Here is a 16504-nt window from a genome sequence, read left to right on the forward strand (position 1 = left end):
CAGCGGGATCACGGGTGGTGCGCTCTATAGTCGGCGCATGGATCTCTGGCAGCTGCCCGTCATCGAGGGCCCGCTGCCAGGGGCGACGCTGGCGGTGGCCGCGGCGCTGTTCATCGTCGTGGCGGTGCGGCGGTGGCGTCGCCGTGCTCTGATCTGGGCGCTGGCGAGTGCCGGTGCCGGCGCCGTCATCGGATATCTCACCTGCAAGATCGTGAGCGAGGCGAAGGTGTTCGGCACCCTCCTGCCGCCGTTCGTGTGGCACTGGGTCGTTCCGGTGTTCGCCGCCGTCGGCTTCGTGCTCGGAGCGCTGCAGGGGACGAGGGCGTGGCGGAAAGTCGTCTCCGTCGCCGCCGCTGTCGCGATCCTGGTCGCGGGCGCGCTCGGGGTGAATCTCGCGTTCGGTCTGAATCCGACGCTGGGAAGCGTCGTCGGCGTCGCGCAGCCGGAGATCGAGATCCCCGCCGTCGAAGCGAGCTCGGCGGCGCCCTCGCAGCCGCTCTATCAGACGTGGACGCCGCCGGCCGGAATGGCTCTCATCGGCAAGCGCGGAAGCCAGATCATTCCCGCAACCTCTTCCGGATTCGCGGCTCGGCCCGCGGGTATCTACCTCCCGCCGGCTGCCCTGGTGAAAGACCCGCCCGCGCTCCCTCTGGTGATCATGATGATGGGGCATCCGGGCACTCCCGATCCCACGTCGATCTCGTCGGCCCTCGACGGCTTCGCCGCCCATCATCAGGGTCTTGCGCCGATCGTGATCGTCCCCGACCAGCTCGGCGAGAACGTCGCCGACACCGCCTGTGCGGACTCGGATGCCTATGGCAAGGCGCGCACGTACGTCACCGTCGATGTCGTCGCGTGGGCCAAGGCGCACCTCAACGTCATCCAAGACCCCGCCTACTGGACCATCGCGGGCTACTCGAACGGCGGCGGCTGCGCGATCACCTTCGGAGCCCAGTCGCCCCAGCTCTGGAAGAACATCCTCGACATCTCGGGTGAGCCCTACCCGGGATCGGAGCAGCCGGCGAACATCACCAAGATCATCTACGGCGGGAACGCGTCGGCGTTCGAGGCATCCAAGCCCGTCAACATCCTCGCGGCGGCGGCGCCCGGCAGCTATCAGGGCATGAATGCGATCCTCACCGCCGGCGGGGCGGATCCCGAGTACATCAAAGGCGCGGACATGCTCGCGAAGGCCGCCGGCGCGGTGGGCATGAACGTGGTGCGCTACAACGTGCCCGGAGCCGGACACACGGGTGATGCGCTCAAGGGCGGGCTCGCCGAGGGCATCCGGGTGCTGTACCCGATCCTGGGGCTGTCTGCGCCCTGAGCGCCGGGGAGTCCTGTGTCAGGCCGGTGGTTCCGCAGGGTGCACGTCCGGTCGCACGGGACCGAAGGCGTCGATGAGCTGAGCCACCTGTCTGCGCAGGCGCTCGCCGAACTGCTCCGGGGTGAGGGCGCACTCCGCGTGGAGCACGCCGTAGACCTCGTGCGAGGCGATGGCATAGAACTCGCGCACGAGGATCGGGACACTCTCCGGCGGCGTGAGCCCGAGCTCCACCAGGGTGCGGGCGGACCTCTCGAACTCGCGGCGTCGTTCCGCGCGCACCTCGTCGAGCATGGTCGCCGCCCGAGGGTCGGCGTCGGCCGCCGCCTGGAGGGCGCGCCAGAGGCGGTGGGTGCGCGCGATCGCGCCGGCGAGCAGGGCGAGGTACTCGTCGATCGCTTCGGGTAGTGGCATCCGTTGTGTCAGGCCGACGTAGGCCGGCTCTCCGGCGAGGGGAAACGCCTGCCCATGGCCGGCGAACGCCATCGCGAAGGCGGCGAACACGAGGCGACGTTTGGGCCCCGCCAGACCCACGCTCTCGACCGAGACCCCGGCGCGGTCGGCGATGGCCTGAAGGGTCGTCTGCCCGTAGCCGTTGTCCGAGAACAGCTCGGCCGAGGCCTGCAGAATCCTGCGCCGGGTGCCGGCGGCGGCATCGGCCCTGGTCACCATGCGGGTGTCCTGACGCCGGCGCACGGGCGGTGTGGCGGGAGCGCAGGATGCCGGAGCGGTCGCGCCGAGAAGATGTGTCCCACGTGCGGTCGTCCTCCGCGACGGGGGTGTTCGGGAGAGCCGAGGCGTCGGTCCGAACGCACGCTATCGGCGGTGATTCCACCGATGCTAGTTGGTTACGGTCTATCCGTAGCGAATCGGCGAGGAATCCCGTCGTGGTCACTGGTGGTATTCGAGGCGGTCGCACATATTCATTTGCATGTCGATATAGTCAAAGTGTCGCCGACGTCCGATCGTCCGGGCAGACCTCGCCCGTTCCGTCAGGAGAATCCATGAACGCCTCGATCCGCCGCCCTCTCTGGCCTCGTGTCTCCGGCATCCCGACCGTCATCGGGTCGGCCGGCGGGCCGCTCATCGCGCGGTCGCGGCTGACAGAGGCGAAGTAGCGTTCATCGTGCCCCGGAGCTATCACTCACCCCAGCGCCAGGCGGAGGCCGCGGCGACCCGCGCGACCATCGTCGAGGCCGCCGCGCGCCTATTCATCCGCGACGGATATGTCGCCACGTCGATCAAGGCGATCGCGGCAGAGGCGGGGGTCTCGGTTCCGACGGTGCATCTGAACGGGCCCAAGCATGCGCTCCTCATCGCCGCATTCGAGCGCACGTTCGCCGGTGACGAAGGACGGCACTCCCTCACCGAACGCCCCGAGCTGGTGTCGATCATGAGCGAATCCGACACCGACACGGCCATCGCGCGCTACGTCGACTTCCTCATCGATGCCAACCGGCGCGCCGCGGCGATCGTGCGCGCGATGCTTGCCGCCGCCGACAGCGACGACCAGGTGCGCGCCGCCTATCTCGATCTCGAGATGCGCCGGCACCGCGATATGACGATCGCGGCGGGATGGTTCCTGCAGCGCGGCCGCATCCGCGTCGATCAGCTCGCTGATGCCGCCGACGTGCTGGGCCTGCTCACCGGCGCCGACCCGTGGACGCACCTCATCGTCGTTCGCGGGTGGGACATCGCCGCCTACCGGTCGTGGCTGATCGCCCAACTGACCCGTCTGTCCGACAACCTCGCCTAGCCCCTCCGCGCCCGTGGGCGCTCGTCCTCGAAAGGTCCGAGATGACTTCCTCCGCCCTGCTGTGCAGCATGCCCGCCGTGGGTCATGTCGGGCCGCTCCTCGTCGTGGCACGGGAGCTGCAGCGGCGCGGCTGGCAGGTGCGGATGCTCACCGGCGCCCGTTACCGGAGGATGGTGGAAGACGCCGGCATCCGCTTTCTCGCCCTTCCCGCCGAAGCCGACACGCTCGACGGGATCGGAGCGGGGGACGACGAGCGCGATCGAGGCCTCGCGACCATCAACCGCGGCGTCGAACGGGCCTTCGTCGACCCGGCGGCGCCGGCCGCGGCCGCCCTCGAGCAGATCCTGCGCGACGAACCCGCCGACGTCGTGCTGCACGACATGACCTTCCTCGGAGTGCAGACCCTCTTCAGCCGGTCGGCGTCCGAGAGGCCCCTCACGGTGATGTGCGGAATCGGCCCCGCCGGATTCTCCAGCCGCGACACCGCACCGTACGGGCTGGGCATCACGCCGCTCCGGCAGCCCCTGCTCAACCGTGCGCGCAATGGCGTGCTGGGCGTTGCAGCGCGCGCCGTGCTGCGCCCCGTGCATCGATCGCTCGATCGCTTTCTGGCAGGAGTCGGCGCCCCCGAGCTGCGCGGTGCGTTCTTCATGGATGCCCTGTCGCGCAGCGATCTACTCGCCCAGTTCACGGTGCGCGAGTTCGAGTACCCCCGCAGCGACGCCCCGTGGAACCTGCGGTTCTACGGCCCGATGGCGACCGCCGCCGCACAGCCGACCCCGACGCCGGCGTGGTTCCACGAGCTCGATCCGGCGCTTCCCCTCGTGCATGTGACCCAGGGGACCGTGGCCAACACCGACTACACCGAGGTGATCGAGCCGACGCTCGCCGCCCTCGCCGATCTGCCCGTGCAGGTCGCGGTCACCACGGGGGGGTCGCGGCATCGACACGCTCCCACCGCTGCCGGCCAACGCCTTCGCCGCGAGCTACCTGCCGTACGACGAGCTTCTCGCCCGTACCAGCGTGCTCGTGACCAACGGCGGGTATGGCGGGCTGCATCACGCGATGCGCCACGGCGTGCCGATCGTGATCGCCGGCGATTCCGAAGACAAGGTCGAGACGTCCGCGCGGGTGCAGTACGCCCGGGTGGGCGTCAACCTGCGGACGGGGCGACCGACTCCGGACGCGATCCGCTCGGCGGTGCGCCGCATCCTCGACGATCCCTCCTACGCGGCCAACGCGCGTCGCATCGGCGATGCCATTGCGGTGGCTTCGGGAGCGCCGGGACTCGTGGACGACATCGAGAGGATGCTCGCCGTCCGCGCGTGATCCCGTGCGATCGCGCCGATGCTTCAGAGCTACGGGTACTTCGCGCCGCGCATCCGGCGCGGCTGACGAGCCGGCCGTTCGTCGACCGGACCGGCGCCCCCTGAGGGGCGGGCAGGATGCCGGTCCGGTCGAACGCCGGGACTGCGTCAGTGCTCGGTGTTCGGCTTCCAGCCGAGAGCCGGTGCGACGTGCGTCGCGAAGGACTCGATGACACGGAGGTTGAAGGCGACGCCGAGCTGGCTCGGGATCGTCAGCATCAGCGTGTCGGCCGACATGACCGCGGCATCCTGCATCAGCTGCTCGACGAGGACGTCGGGCGCGGCGGCATAGGTCTTGCCGAACGTCGAACGGAAGCCGTCGATGTAGCCGATGCCGTCGCCCTCGTTCGAGTGGCCGAAATACATCTCGTCTTCGGCCGTCGTGATGGGGAACACCGACCGGCTCACCGACACGCGCGGCGTGCCGGCGTGCCCGGCATCCGTCCAGGCCGTGCGGAAGCGGTCGATCTGCTCGGCCTGCAGCACGTCGAAGGGTCGTCCGTCGGCCTCGGTGACGAGCGTCGACGACATGAGATTCAGCCCCATGCGGCCCGCCCACTCGGCCGTGTCGCGTGAGCCGGCGCCCCACCACACGCGCGAGCGCAGGCCGGGGGAGTGCGGCTCGATGCGCTGCATGCCGTGCCCGCCGCCGAACGGCGAGTCGGCGTCGCGCTCGGCGAGGCCCTCGCCCTCGATGGCGCGCAGGAACAGGTCGAAATGCTCGCGCGCGAGGTCGGCGCCGCGGGGGTCTTCGGCGGTGTAGCCGAACGCCTCGTAGCCGCGCACGACCGTCTCGGGTGACCCACGACTGACGCCGAGCGCCAGGCGTCCGTCGGAGATGAGATCGACGGCGGCCGCCTCTTCGGCGAGGTAGAGCGGGTTTTCGTACCGCATGTCGATGACGCCCGTGCCGACCTCGATGCGCTGCGTCTTGGCCGCCATCGCCGCCAAGAGCGGCATGGGCGCGGCCTGCTGGCGGGCGAAGTGGTGCACGCGCACCGCCACGCCGTTCACCCCGATCTCATCCATGCCCTGCGCGAGGTCGATCGCCTGATGCAGCATGTCGCCGGCGGTGAGCTCGCGCCCGCCGCCGAGGGGGCCGTAGTGGCCGAAAGACAGAGTTCCGAAGCGTTCCATGACGAGGACAACGCTACGCCCCTGGCATCCATTCCGCTGAATGGATGCCAGGGTGCCGGCGATCTCGTCGCGAGAGGCATCCGCTGCCGCGCCGGGAGGGACGTCTGCTGCCGCGCTGCGAGGGGCAACCTCTGCTACTACGCCGTCGAGAAACCAGAACCGTCGCGAGAAACACGCGCTGACGTCGTTTCTCGCGTTCGAGTTGGTTTCTCGTGGGCGTTGACGCGCGGGATGCCGAGGCGGAGGTCAGAGCCCGTCGCGAACCCCGCGGACGAAGTCCTCGACATGGGTGCGCAGCGACCCGATGCGCGACTGGCGCGCGGCTTCGACGTCGAAATCGGCGTACGTCGATGTCGGGCGGCGGCGGGCGTTCTCGTTGCATTGGAAGCGATCGCAGGCGAGAGTGCCGACCGTGTCGCCCCGACGACCGGCGTCCCCGACGCGCTTGGCCGTGAACAGCAGCACGTCGTTGGGCAGGTGGATGTCGGCGCACCACGCGCACTGCGCGCGGCTCCGGGGCCGGGCATCGGCCTGGCGCAGCAGAAGCCCCGTCGGGATGCCGTCGAGTTCGACGACCACGTACCCGACGAGCGCGAGCTTGCGGTCGCGCGCTCCATAGAACTGCAGCGCGTCCCAGGGGGTGTCGGACACGTCGCCCGGAAGAGTGAGGTTTCGCCGTTCGGACTGGGTGACGTTGATGAGCGAAGCGCGGATCTGGGCTTCGGTGAGAGCGTGCATGACGATGGCCTTTCGTGACGAAGAGGCGGATGCCGCGGTGCCGTGCAAGACGGCGACCGATGGCGTACCCGAGGGGCGGGACGCGCGGCATCCGCGAGTGAAGAGGGATGACGATCAGCGCCGCGCGCGGGCAAGGCGCTCCACGCGGCGCGGAGGCGGGGTCACCTCTCGTCGGCGAAGAACTCGCCGACGACCTCCCTCTGGCCCGCACGTCGGGGGCCGTTCACGATGCTCACACTTTGAGCGTACGCCTCATCCGCATGGATGCCAGGGGCGTCAGCGTCACCGCGAGAAACCACATCCGACGCGAGAAACACCCACGTGGATGGTTTCTCGCGTCCCACGTGGTTTCTCGACGTGGCGCGAGGCGGGCCGAGTGGAGATGGTGCGAGATAGATGCCCGCCCGCGAGAAACCACAACGGGCACGAGAAACATGTGCTGGAGTGGTTTCTCACGCGCCATGTGGTTTCTCACGACGAGGCGAGGGGATGCCAGGCGGCGAGGCAAGACGGAGGGGGCGGCGGCGAGGGTCACCGCGGGGGTGGGCGCAGGCCTGTCTCGATCACGATGCGGCCTCCCGTGATGACGCCCGGGCCGTCGTCGGGCGTCGGGGCGGGCGCCGGCGTGATCTGCTCGGCCTCCCACACCGCGTGGGCCTCGGCTGCCGTCGGGCGCCAGACCTCGTCGAATCCGAAGGTGCCCCCGGAGGGGCGTGCGACGTGCTCGCCGCGTCGGCGCCGACGCGCGGTGTCCCAGGAGTACCTGGCGAACCACACGGGCATCGCGGCGAGTGCCGCGAGGAAGAACCACATGATCGCCGCCCCGAACATGTCGTCATCGTACGTCGCCGGGAACAGCCCGCGCAGTGGGGTGGTTGGATCTCATCATGACCCGTATCGGCAGCAGTGACCTCGACGTCTTCCCCCTCGCCCTCGGCGGCAACGTGTTCGGCTGGACGGCCGATCGCGACGAGTCCTTCCGCATCCTCGACGTCTTCCGCGAAGGTGGCGGCGACTTCATCGACACCGCCGACTCGTACAGTGCGTGGGCCCCCGGGCACAGCGGCGGCGAGAGCGAGACGATCATCGGCGAATGGCTCGCCAGCCGCCGCCCCGAGGGCGTGACGGTCGCGACCAAGGTCAGCCAGCACCCGCAGTACAAGGGCCTGTCGGGCTCGAACGTGCGGGCGGCGGCCGAGGCATCCCTCGCACGCCTGGGCGTCGAGCGGATCGATCTCTACTACGCGCACTTCGACGACGCCGAGACCCCGCTCGAAGAGACCGTCGCCGCTTTCGGTCAGCTCGTGGCCGACGGACTCGTGCGCTACACGGCGGTGTCGAACTACTCCGCAGACCGCATCCGCGAGTGGGTGCGCATCGCCCGCGAGCTCGGTGTCGCCGAGCCGGTCGCGATCCAGCCGCACTACAACCTCGTGCATCGCGAGACCGAGAACGACATCGTCCCCGTCGCCGAAGAGTTCGGGCTGTCGCTGGTGCCGTACTTCTCGCTCGCGAAGGGCTTTCTGACGGGCAAGTACCGCTCGACGGATGCCTCCGCGCACGACACCCCGCGGGCCGAGGGCGCCGCCGTGTACGCGACACCGCAGGGCCTGCAGATCCTCGACGTGCTCGAGCGCATCGGCGCGGCGCACGACGTCTCGATCGCGGCCACGTCGCTCGCCTGGCTGCGTGCGAAGCCGACGGTCGTCGCCCCCATCGCGTCGGCGTCCAAGCTCTCGCAGGTACAGGACCTGCTCGACGGTGGGCGCATCGAGCTCACCTCCGACGAGGTCGCCGAGCTCGACGAGGTCTCGGAGTGGACTCCCGCCGACATGTGATCCGCGTCGCGGGCAGGTCTCCGTCCGCACCATGATGGAGGCATGCCCGACGACTACACGCACGGCCACCACGAGAGCGTGCTGCGCTCGCACCGCTGGCGCACGGCCGAGAACTCCGCCGCCTACCTGCTGCCTGAGCTCGTTTCCGGGGCATCGGTGCTCGACGTGGGTGCCGGTCCTGGGACGATCACGCTCGATCTCGCCGTGCGGGTCGCTCCGGGCCAGGTGCGCGGTGTGGATGCCGCGGCGGACGTCATCGCGCAGGCCGAGGCGGATCGCGTGGCATCCGGCGTGGACAACCTGACTTTCGCCGTCGACGACGCGTATGCGCTGTCGTCGCCCGACGATTCGTGGGATGTCGTGCACGCGCACCAGGTGCTGCAGCACGTGACCCGGCCCGTCGACGCGCTGCGCGAGTTCCGCCGCGTCGTGAAGCCGGGCGGCGTCGTCGCCGTGCGCGACGTCGACTACGAGGGTGTCATCTGGTGGCCGCGGCTGCCGGGGCTCGATGAGTGGATCGAGATCTACCTGGCGGTCCACCGTGCGACGAGCGGCGAACCTGCGGCGGGACGCGAGCTCAAGGCCTGGGCGCGCGCCGCAGGGTTCACGGACGTGCGCTCGTCGGCGTCGCTGTGGCTGTTCGAGACACCCGAGGATCGCGCGTGGTGGGGCGGTATGTGGGCCGACCGGGCCCTGCAGTCCTCGTTCGCCGACAATGCGCTGCGGCACGGCATCACCGATCGTGACGGTCTCGAGCGGATCAGCGCCGCGTGGCGTGCGTGGGAGGCGGATCCCGACGCGTGGCTGCTCATGCCGCACGGCGAGGTGCTCGCCCGCGGCTGACGCGGTGCGGGGTGGAGATGTCGCGCCGGGCTCGTCTGGAGACGCGGAGAGGCGCGCCGTAGGCTGGGCCGGTGTCCGAGCCTCGCCCCGCCGTCCTGAACATCTCCGCGTACCTGTTCACGCATCTGCCGGATGCCGTGGCGCTGCAGCCCGCCCTGCGCGAGCGCGCCATGGCGCGCGGGCTCTGCGGCACGATCCTCCTCGCCGAGGAGGGCATCAACCTCTTCCTGGCGGGCGATCCGGACGAGGTCCGCAGGTTCGTGGACGAGCTGCGCACCGATCCGCGCCTGGCCGCGCTGCAGACGAAGGAGAGCTGGTCACAGGCCCAGCCCTTCCGCAAGATGCTCGTGAAGGTGAAGCGCGAGATCATCCGCATGGACCGGCCCACGATCCGACCCGAGACAGGGCGGGCTCCCGCTGTGGCACCCGCCACGCTCCGCCGCTGGCTCGACCAAGGCCACGACGACGACGGACGCGAAGTCGTGCTCCTCGACACGCGCAACGCGTTCGAGGTCGACGAAGGCGCCTTCGAGGGCGCCGTGGACTGGCGCATCGACCGGTTCACGCAGTTCCCCGACGCGGTGGCCGAGCACCGGGACGAGCTCGCGGGCAAGACCGTCGTCAGCTATTGCACGGGAGGCATCCGCTGCGAGAAGGCGGCGCTGCACCTGCGCGACGAGGGCATCGACGCGTGGCAGCTCGACGGAGGCATCCTCGCGTGGTTCGCCGAGGCGGGCGCGGCGCACTACCGCGGCGACTGCTTCGTCTTCGACGAGCGCCGCGCCGTCGACCCGAGCCTCGCGCCGGTCGCCCTGGGCGGTGCCGCATGAGCGGGCCGCGCGATCTCGGCGACGGCGCGGTGCTGCGCCCCGCCGCGGTGGGCGACGTCGACGGCATCCTCGCCCTCATCCACGCCCTCGCCGTCTACGAGCGCGAGCCGGATGCCGTGGAGAACACTCCCGAGATGCTCACCGAGGCTCTCTTCGGCGCCGATCCCCGGGCATTCGCGCACGTCGTCGAGCGGGACGGCCGGATCGTCGGCATCGCGATCTGGTTCCTCACCTACTCGACGTGGACCGGGCGGCACGGCATCTGGCTCGAAGACCTCTATGTGGACGAATCCGAGCGGGGCCGCGGATACGGGCGCTCTCTCATGTCGGCCCTCGCCGCGGTGTGCGTCGAGCGCGGCTACTCGCGTTTCGAGTGGACGGTGCTCGACTGGAACGCCCCGTCGATCGCGTTCTACCGGTCGATCGGTGCGGCGCCCATGGACGAGTGGACGACGCAGCGCCTCGACGGCGACGCCCTCACGGCCCTCGCCCGCGGCTGACCCGGGCCGGCGCGTCGTGGCGCGCCACGGTTTCGAGCCCGTGCGGCATCGCTGCGGATCGAGCGGCGCGGGCCTTGGCGACCGCGGTGGGGGAGGCGCGGAGTAGGGTCGCCGCATGCACGAATTGACGCGAGAGCAGGCGCGCCGCCTGGCGGTGCGCGCACAGCTGCTCGACGCCGATCGTCCCGGTGACGTCGTCGAGGTCGTCGAGCAGGTCGGAGCCATCAAGATCGACCCGACCGCGACGATCGCGCCCGCTGAGCAGACTGCGCCGTGGGCGCGGATCGGCTGGGGATACGAGCCCGGCCAGCTGACCAAGGCCGTCGAGCAGGACCGTCAGCTGTTCGAGTTCGACGGGCACTTCCGAGCGGCGTCACTGCTGCCGGCGACCCTCGCCCGTATGCGCGGACGGGTCTTCCGCGCCCAGGCATCCGAATGGCTCGCGGCCAACGATGCGTTCCGCGCCGATGTCCTCGCGCGACTGCGCGCCGAAGGGCCGGTCATCGCGGCGGCCATCCCCGATACGAGCCAGGTCGCCCACACGAACGAGGCCGGCTGGTACGGGTCGAACCAGGTGCCGCGCATGCTCGAGCTGCTCTCGTATCTCGGTGAGGTGGCGATCGTGGGTCGCGAAGGTCGTCAGCGGGTGTGGGACATCGGCGAACGCGTCTACGCGGGCGTACCCGAGATCCCCTACGACGAGGCGAGCGACATCCTCGAGCGGCGTCGTCTTCAGGCGGCGGGGATCGCGCGGCGGCGCTCGACGTGGACACCGGTGGGCGAGGCGGGCGAGCCGGCGCGGGTCGAGGGGTCCGCGTGGACGTGGCAGGTGGATGCGGCGGCGCTGGCGGGCCTCGAAGACGATGCCGGCGGGCGGGTCGCGATCCTCAACCCCTACGACGGGATGCTCTTCGACCGGCCACGGTTGAAAGAGCTCTTCGACTTCGAGTTCGTGCTCGAGCAGTTCAAGCCGAAGGCGCAGCGGCGCTACGGCTACTTCGTGCACCCGATTCTCATCGGCGATCGGTTCGTGGCGCTTCTGGACGCCCAGCTCGACAAGAAGAAGGAGAACCTCGTCGTCGCGGCCGTGCACGAACTCACCGACCTCGGCCCCGAGGATCGCGAGATGATCGACGCCGAGATCGACGACCTCGGCGAGTGGCTCGGTGTCCCGGTCGTGCGCAGTCGCTGACCGGCCCTGCCGCCCGTTCTCGCCGACGAGGCCGCCGACGCGCTGGGCGTTCCGGCCTCGGGACTCAGTCGTCGGCGCGCTCGCGCGGGGCCAGAGCGAGCGCGACCTGCTCGTCCGTCGTGAGCGGAGCGCGGGTGACGAGCTCGTGCACGAATGCCAGCTTGCGACGCACCGGCGGGCTGATCGTGAAGGGATACAGATCGGCGAGCCCCATGGAGCGGTTGATGCGGTTGAAGCCCTGCGACAGGGCCTCCCAGTCGCTGAGCACCCGACCGATCGGCTGATCGTCGTAGTGGTCCTCGGGAACCACGTCCACGTCGCGACGCGTGGCGGAGGCATCCAGTCTCATCCCGATCGCGGCGGCGGTCTTCAACGTGCCCACGATGTGCAGGTAGTGCGCGAAGGTCTCGGCGAAGTCCTCCCACGGGTGCATGGTGGCGTACTCGGAGATGAACGAGTCCTGCCATCCGGCCGGCGCTCCGGTCTCGTAATGGCGCGTCAGGGCGTCCTGGTAGCTCGCACGTTCGTCACCGAACAGGTCGCGGCACTGCGCCCACGCCGTGTCGTCGCGGATCAGCACGTTCTGGAAGTAGTGACCGCTCTCGTGGCGCAGGTGGCCGAGCACCGTGCGATACGGCTCGCCGAGGCGCACCCGCAGCGCCTCGCGCACATCGTCGAGGCTTTCGGCGAGGTCGATCGTGATGATGCCGTTCGCATGCCCGATGATGACGCGTCGGCCCTCGGAACGGCTCGAGAGCAGGTCGAAGCCGAGCCCGCCCGGCCAAACGTCCCACGGCACGATCGGAAGACCGAGGTCGCCCAGCTGCAGCAGCAGTCGGCGTTTGGCCTCTTCGGTGGTGGCGAGCTTCTCGAGGGCGATCGTGTCGTCCGCCGGCGGCCGTGTGCGCGTCAGCCGGCACGAGAAGCAGCGTCCCGCGGGGGCATCCTCGCGCACCAGCCAGTTGCAGCCCCACCGGCGCTCCGAGCAGGTGTACCAGGTGACCCCGTCGACGACCGCTCGTCCGTCGCGGATGCCGACGAAGCGGCGCTCGATCACTTCGAGCCCCATCTCGGTCGTGCAGTCCGGACACACCAGCGTGTCGAGGTAGACGAAGCGGCGGCAGGAGGGGCAGCGCGGCGTGGAGCTCACGCAGCAACCGTACCGCCCGGTCGACCCGCGCCGCGCGGCATCCCAGGCGCGGCCGGGTGTCACACGACGACACGCGATTCGTGCGGCGGGACGGGTCGGCACGACGATGGACCACGGCGACGCGAGGCGCAGGATGCCCGTGACGCAGAAAGGACGGACGATGACCACCCGGGGGTTCACGACACGGCAGCTGCACGAGCGGGCGACGGGAGCCACTCCCACTGCACGGGCGACACCCATCTACCTCACGGCGGGCTTCGAGTTCGACGAGTACGACAACGCCGCCGCGCATTTCGGTGCAGGCGAGGGCTACGCCTACACCCGCATCGGAAACCCGACCGTCGAGACCGTCGAGCACACTCTGGCGGCGCTCGAGGGCGGCTCGCAGGCGCTGCTGCTCGCGAGCGGGCAGGCCGCCACCTCCGTCGCTCTGCTGGCTCTGCTCGAAGCCGGCCAGCACATCGTCTCGTCGACTCACATCTACGAAGGCACCCGCGGACTGTTCCGCGACAACCTCTCGCGGCTCGGCATCGCCACGACCTTCGTCGACGACATCGACGACCCGGATGCCTGGGAGGCCGCGATCCGGCCCGAGACCCGCGCGTTGTTCGCCGAGTCGATCTCCAACGCCGCGAACCGGCTCATCGACATCGCCGCGATCGCCGAGGTCGCCCATCGCCACGGCATCCCCCTCGTCGTCGACAACACGTTCGCCACCCCGTACCTTGTGCGCCCGATCGAGCACGGCGCCGACGTCGTCGTGCACTCGGCGAGCAAGTTCCTCGCGGGACACGGCAGCGTGCTCGGCGGCGCGATCGTCGACAGCGGGCGGTTCGATCCGGCGCGCGACGGTCACCTGTTTCCGCACCTCATCGAGCCGGGTCGGGGCGGAGCCGCGAGCATTGCGGACCGGGTGGGCGGGGACGCCCGCATCGCGTACGCGCGCGAGAGTGTCGCGCCGCGCTTCGGACCGACGCCCTCGCCGCTGAACGCCTTCCTCATCGGGCAGGGGATCGAGACGCTGAGTCTGCGCGTCGAGCGCCAGAGCGCCAACGCCCTCGCCGTCGCCCAGTGGCTCGAGGGCCGCCCCGAGATCGCCGCCGTCGACTACGTCGGGCTCATCGGGCACCCTCATCACGCCCTCGCCGAGCATCTGCTGCCCGACGGCTACGGCTCGGTGTTCAGCTTCACGGTGCGCGGGGGATCGGACGCCGCCCGGCGCCTCGTCGAGAGCCTCGAGGTGTTCACCCACATGACCCACCTCGGCGATGTCCGCTCGCTCGTGCTCCACCCGGCCTCGACCTCGCACGTCACCCTCAGCGCCGACGAGCGCGCCGCCGTCGGCGTGTTCGAGGGCACCCTGCGGGTGTCGATCGGCATCGAAGACGTCGCCGACCTCACCGCCGACCTCGCACGGGCTCTCGCCGTGGCGTCCCCCGTCGACGTCGCCGTGGTCGCGTGAGCGCGCCCGGCTCGGGGAGCGCGCGGCCGCAGCACTTCGGCTGGTTCCTCGCGCGCGGCTTCGGCCCGCACGGGTGGGGGCATCCGTACCTCGACTGGGACTACGACTGGACCCGGCCCGACCTCTATCAGCAAGTCCGCGCGCGAGCTCGAACAGGCCGGATTCGACTTCGTGCTGATCGAGGATGCCCCCTCGCTCGGCTCGGCGGAGACGATCGACCTGCGCGTGCGGCACGCGTTCGGCGGTCCGAAGCACGATCCGCTGCTGCTCGCGCCGTACCTCTTCCAGGCGACGCGTCATCTCGGGGTGATCCCGACCGTCAACCCCGCGGCCACGCTGCCGTACACCGCGGCGCGCCAGTTCGCGACGCTGCAGCACCTGAGCGGCGACCGCCTCGGGCTCAACGTCGTCACCGACACCGGCAGTGCGCGTCATTTCTCCGACGCCGCGCCCCTCGGGCACGACGCCGCCTACGACCGCGCCGAGGAATGGCTCTCGTCGTTGCGCGAGCTGTGGGCATCGTGGAGCTCGCCGGCTGGCAGCGCCCTCGTGCGCGACGCCGCCTCGGGCGTCTATGCCGACGGCACGCGACTGGATGCCGTCCGCCACCGCGGCGAGTACTACGCCTTCGACGGTCCGCTGAACGCGATCCCGTTCGAGCGGGGCGAACCCGTCATCGCCTCGCCCGGCGGCTCGGGTCGCGGCCTCGCGTTCGCGGGGGCGAACTCCGACATCCAGCTCGCGCTCGCGCCGCTCACCGAGAAGAGCGTGCGCGAGTACCGTGCCCGCATCCACGCGGCTGCGATCGAGCGGGGGCGCCGCCCCGACGACATCCGCATCATGTTCGCGATCCAGCCGGTGATCGTGTCGTCTCCGGAAGAAGCCGATCGGCTCGTCGCCGCATCCGCCGCCCCCACCGACGATGTCCTGCGGCAGATCGCGCAGCGCCAGTCCAGCGACCTCGAGACCGATCTCACCTCGCTCGATCTCGACGCCCCGCTCCCGTCACGTCTGTTCGCCGAGCACGTCTCGCAGGGGTCCCTGCGCAGGCTGACCGGAGACCGGGATGTGGCGACCGCGCCGCTGCGTGCACACCTCACGGCGCTCGCGCGGCTCGGGCGCATCTCCGACCGGTCCGGGTTCGTCGGCACGGCGGAGGAATTCGCCGACCTCGTCGAGGAACTCGGCACCTGGGGCAACGACGGCGTGCTGCTGTGGGGCGACCTCCACCCCGTCACGGTGCATCGCACCCTCGACGAGCTCGTGCCGGTGCTCCGCCGCCGCGGCATCCTGCGCCGCGATCACACGGGGCAGGGGCTGCGCGCCGATCTGCACGCGTTCTGACCTCCGGGCGCCGCGCACCGGGCGGAAGCGCCACGCGAAAAGGCCGCGTCACCCCGACGGGTGACGCGGCCTTCTCGCAGGAAGGTCAGCCGAGCTTGTTGGCGCTCAGCCACGCCTTCGCGGCGTCCTTCGGGGACTTCTGGTCGACCTTCACCTCGACGTTGAGAGCGACGAGGCCCTCGGGGGTCAGGGCGGCGCTCACCTTGTTGATGACGTCGGCGACCTCGCCCGACACCGAGGCGTTCACGAGCGGCACGACGTTCGACGCGAGGAAGAGCCCCTTGGGGTCTTCGAGGGTGACGAGGTCCTTCGTCTTGATGTCGGGCTCGGCGCTGTAGACGTTCGCGACCTGGATGCCTCCGGCCACGAGCTCGTCGACCGTGGTGTCGGCGGTCCCCTTGAAGGTCACGTCGACGCCATACTTGTCCTTCAGGCCGCTCGGACCGTAGGGACGCTGCTCGAGCTCGGGCGCGCCGCCGAGCACGAGCGGCGAGATTCCGGCGAGATCGCCGATGGTCTTGAGGTTGTGCTGCTGGGCGAACGCGGCGGTCACGTTGTACGAGTCCTGGTCGGTCGCCGAGGACTTGTCGAGCACCGCGAGGCCGGCCGGCAGCGCCTTCTTCAGCGCCGCGTAGACGTCGTCCGACGCCGTGACGGTCGTGTTCTTGTCGAAGTACTGCAGCAGGTTTCCGGTGTACTCGGGCGTGAGCTGGATGGTGCCGTCCTGGAGCGACGGGATGATCGCCTCGCGCTGTCCGATGCTGAACGTGCGCTTGACGGTGAAACCGGCGCCTTCGAGTGCCTGGGCGTAGATCTCGGCGATGACCTCGTTCGAGTAATAGGCCTGCGAGCCGACGACGATCGTTCCCGAGGCAGGCGTCTCGGACGCGGCGCCCCCGGTCAGCGGGTCGGACGAGGCGCAGCCGGCGAGAGCCAGCGCGGTGACGGTCGCAGCGCCGAGAGCGGCGACGAGGCGGGTGCGGATGCGGGACATGGGGTGCCTTTCTGAGGATGCTGTGTGGT

General features: G+C 70.3%; 15 protein-coding genes and 2 pseudogenes. 11 read left to right on the plus strand and 6 right to left on the minus strand.

Going from position 1 to position 16504, the window contains the following annotated elements:
* The first annotated feature begins 37 nt into the window (after positions 1-37).
* Entirely contained in the window at positions 38-1327 is a 1290-nt protein-coding gene (locus JOE64_RS03665) for an alpha/beta hydrolase (protein WP_204963004.1), read from the plus strand.
* Positions 1328-1345: 18 nt separating this feature from the next.
* Here the strand turns inward: JOE64_RS03665 and JOE64_RS03670 are convergent, their stop codons facing one another.
* Positions 1346-1996: a TetR family transcriptional regulator gene (locus JOE64_RS03670; RefSeq protein ID WP_204963005.1), complete on the minus strand. Its 651-nt coding sequence runs from the start codon at positions 1994-1996 to the stop codon at positions 1346-1348.
* A gap of 454 nt (positions 1997-2450) precedes the next feature.
* Between JOE64_RS03670 and JOE64_RS03675 the strand changes: the two genes are divergently transcribed.
* The 3 genes and pseudogenes from JOE64_RS03675 to JOE64_RS14890 all read left to right on the plus strand — a co-directional run bounded on the left by JOE64_RS03675 (position 2451) and on the right by JOE64_RS14890 (position 4409).
* A complete protein-coding gene (locus JOE64_RS03675) occupies positions 2451-3080 on the plus strand; it encodes a TetR/AcrR family transcriptional regulator (protein ID WP_204963006.1) in 630 nt (209 codons plus the stop codon).
* Between the two features lie 68 nt (positions 3081-3148).
* Positions 3149-3301: pseudogene (locus JOE64_RS14885) on the plus strand (glycosyltransferase); the annotation flags it as partial.
* 769 nt (positions 3302-4070) lie between these two features.
* Positions 4071-4409 carry a glycosyltransferase gene (locus tag JOE64_RS14890; RefSeq protein WP_372432898.1) on the plus strand — a complete coding sequence of 113 codons (339 nt, stop codon included), beginning with the start codon at positions 4071-4073 and terminating at the stop codon, positions 4407-4409.
* A 146-nt stretch (positions 4410-4555) separates the two neighbouring features.
* Here JOE64_RS14890 and JOE64_RS03685 read toward each other — a convergent pair whose 3' ends face one another.
* The 3 genes from JOE64_RS03685 to JOE64_RS03695 form a co-directional block, all read right to left on the minus strand.
* Positions 4556-5584 (minus strand): LLM class flavin-dependent oxidoreductase, encoded by a 1029-nt coding sequence (locus tag JOE64_RS03685; RefSeq protein ID WP_204963007.1) that lies wholly within the window; start codon positions 5582-5584, stop codon positions 4556-4558.
* A 246-nt stretch (positions 5585-5830) separates the two neighbouring features.
* Positions 5831-6322, minus strand: a complete 492-nt coding sequence (locus JOE64_RS03690) for an FBP domain-containing protein (RefSeq protein ID WP_204963008.1) — start codon at positions 6320-6322, stop codon at positions 5831-5833.
* Positions 6323-6853: 531 nt separating this feature from the next.
* Positions 6854-7153, minus strand: coding sequence for a hypothetical protein (locus tag JOE64_RS03695; RefSeq protein ID WP_204963009.1), 300 nt, complete (start codon positions 7151-7153; stop codon positions 6854-6856).
* Between the two features lie 56 nt (positions 7154-7209).
* Here JOE64_RS03695 and JOE64_RS03700 point away from each other — a divergent pair, with 56 nt between their 5' ends.
* From JOE64_RS03700 to JOE64_RS03720, 5 genes are all read left to right on the plus strand, one after another.
* Entirely contained in the window at positions 7210-8160 is a 951-nt protein-coding gene (locus JOE64_RS03700) for an aldo/keto reductase (protein ID WP_204963010.1), read from the plus strand.
* Positions 8161-8202: 42 nt separating this feature from the next.
* Positions 8203-9003 (plus strand): methyltransferase domain-containing protein, encoded by an 801-nt coding sequence (locus JOE64_RS03705; RefSeq protein ID WP_204963011.1) that lies wholly within the window; start codon positions 8203-8205, stop codon positions 9001-9003.
* 71 nt (positions 9004-9074) lie between these two features.
* The gene (locus JOE64_RS03710; RefSeq protein ID WP_204963012.1) at positions 9075-9833 is read left to right on the plus strand and encodes a sulfurtransferase; all 759 of its coding nucleotides are present in this window, start codon (positions 9075-9077) and stop codon (positions 9831-9833) included.
* Positions 9830-10333 (plus strand): GNAT family N-acetyltransferase, encoded by a 504-nt coding sequence (locus JOE64_RS03715; protein ID WP_204963013.1) that lies wholly within the window; start codon positions 9830-9832, stop codon positions 10331-10333. Before JOE64_RS03710 ends, JOE64_RS03715 begins: the two co-directional genes overlap by 4 nt.
* 115 nt (positions 10334-10448) lie before the next feature.
* Complete coding sequence (locus JOE64_RS03720) at positions 10449-11525, plus strand: DNA glycosylase AlkZ-like family protein (protein ID WP_204963014.1); 1077 nt, start codon at positions 10449-10451, stop codon at positions 11523-11525.
* A gap of 64 nt (positions 11526-11589) precedes the next feature.
* On the opposite strand, the gene JOE64_RS03725 is transcribed toward JOE64_RS03720, so the two are convergent.
* Entirely contained in the window at positions 11590-12675 is a 1086-nt protein-coding gene (locus JOE64_RS03725; protein ID WP_271202444.1) for a zinc-binding metallopeptidase family protein, read from the minus strand.
* 160 nt (positions 12676-12835) lie between these two features.
* On the opposite strand from JOE64_RS03725, the gene JOE64_RS03730 reads away from it, so the two are divergent.
* Together JOE64_RS03730 and JOE64_RS03735 are read left to right on the plus strand one after the other, a co-directional pair.
* Complete coding sequence (locus JOE64_RS03730) at positions 12836-14137, plus strand: O-acetylhomoserine aminocarboxypropyltransferase/cysteine synthase family protein (protein ID WP_204963016.1); 1302 nt, start codon at positions 12836-12838, stop codon at positions 14135-14137.
* A pseudogene (locus JOE64_RS03735) lies at positions 14134-15481 on the plus strand (LLM class flavin-dependent oxidoreductase). Before JOE64_RS03730 ends, JOE64_RS03735 begins: the two are co-directional and overlap by 4 nt.
* 85 nt (positions 15482-15566) lie before the next feature.
* Here JOE64_RS03735 and JOE64_RS03740 read toward each other — a convergent pair.
* Entirely contained in the window at positions 15567-16475 is a 909-nt protein-coding gene (locus tag JOE64_RS03740) for an ABC transporter substrate-binding protein (RefSeq protein WP_204963017.1), read from the minus strand.
* Positions 16476-16504: the final 29 nt, after the last annotated feature.

The organism is Microbacterium dextranolyticum (assembly GCF_016907295.1).
GTDB classification, from domain to species: Bacteria; Actinomycetota; Actinomycetes; order Actinomycetales; family Microbacteriaceae; genus Microbacterium; species Microbacterium dextranolyticum.

Excerpts from the sequence above, each read along its gene's own strand:
- JOE64_RS03665 (WP_204963004.1), top strand. The coding sequence starts at position 38 with ATGGATCTCTGGCAGCTGCCCGTCATCGAGGGCCCGCTGCCAGGGGCG.
- JOE64_RS03670 (WP_204963005.1), bottom strand. The coding sequence starts at position 1,996 with ATGGTGACCAGGGCCGATGCCGCCGCCGGCACCCGGCGCAGGATTCTG.
- JOE64_RS03685 (WP_204963007.1), bottom strand. The coding sequence starts at position 5,584 with ATGGAACGCTTCGGAACTCTGTCTTTCGGCCACTACGGCCCCCTCGGC.
- JOE64_RS03690 (WP_204963008.1), bottom strand. The coding sequence starts at position 6,322 with ATGCACGCTCTCACCGAAGCCCAGATCCGCGCTTCGCTCATCAACGTC.
- JOE64_RS03695 (WP_204963009.1), bottom strand. The coding sequence starts at position 7,153 with ATGTTCGGGGCGGCGATCATGTGGTTCTTCCTCGCGGCACTCGCCGCG.
- JOE64_RS03700 (WP_204963010.1), top strand. The coding sequence starts at position 7,210 with ATGACCCGTATCGGCAGCAGTGACCTCGACGTCTTCCCCCTCGCCCTC.
- JOE64_RS03705 (WP_204963011.1), top strand. The coding sequence starts at position 8,203 with ATGCCCGACGACTACACGCACGGCCACCACGAGAGCGTGCTGCGCTCG.
- JOE64_RS03715 (WP_204963013.1), top strand. The coding sequence starts at position 9,830 with ATGAGCGGGCCGCGCGATCTCGGCGACGGCGCGGTGCTGCGCCCCGCC.
- JOE64_RS03720 (WP_204963014.1), top strand. The coding sequence starts at position 10,449 with ATGCACGAATTGACGCGAGAGCAGGCGCGCCGCCTGGCGGTGCGCGCA.
- JOE64_RS03730 (WP_204963016.1), top strand. The coding sequence starts at position 12,836 with ATGACCACCCGGGGGTTCACGACACGGCAGCTGCACGAGCGGGCGACG.
- JOE64_RS03740 (WP_204963017.1), bottom strand. The coding sequence starts at position 16,475 with ATGTCCCGCATCCGCACCCGCCTCGTCGCCGCTCTCGGCGCTGCGACC.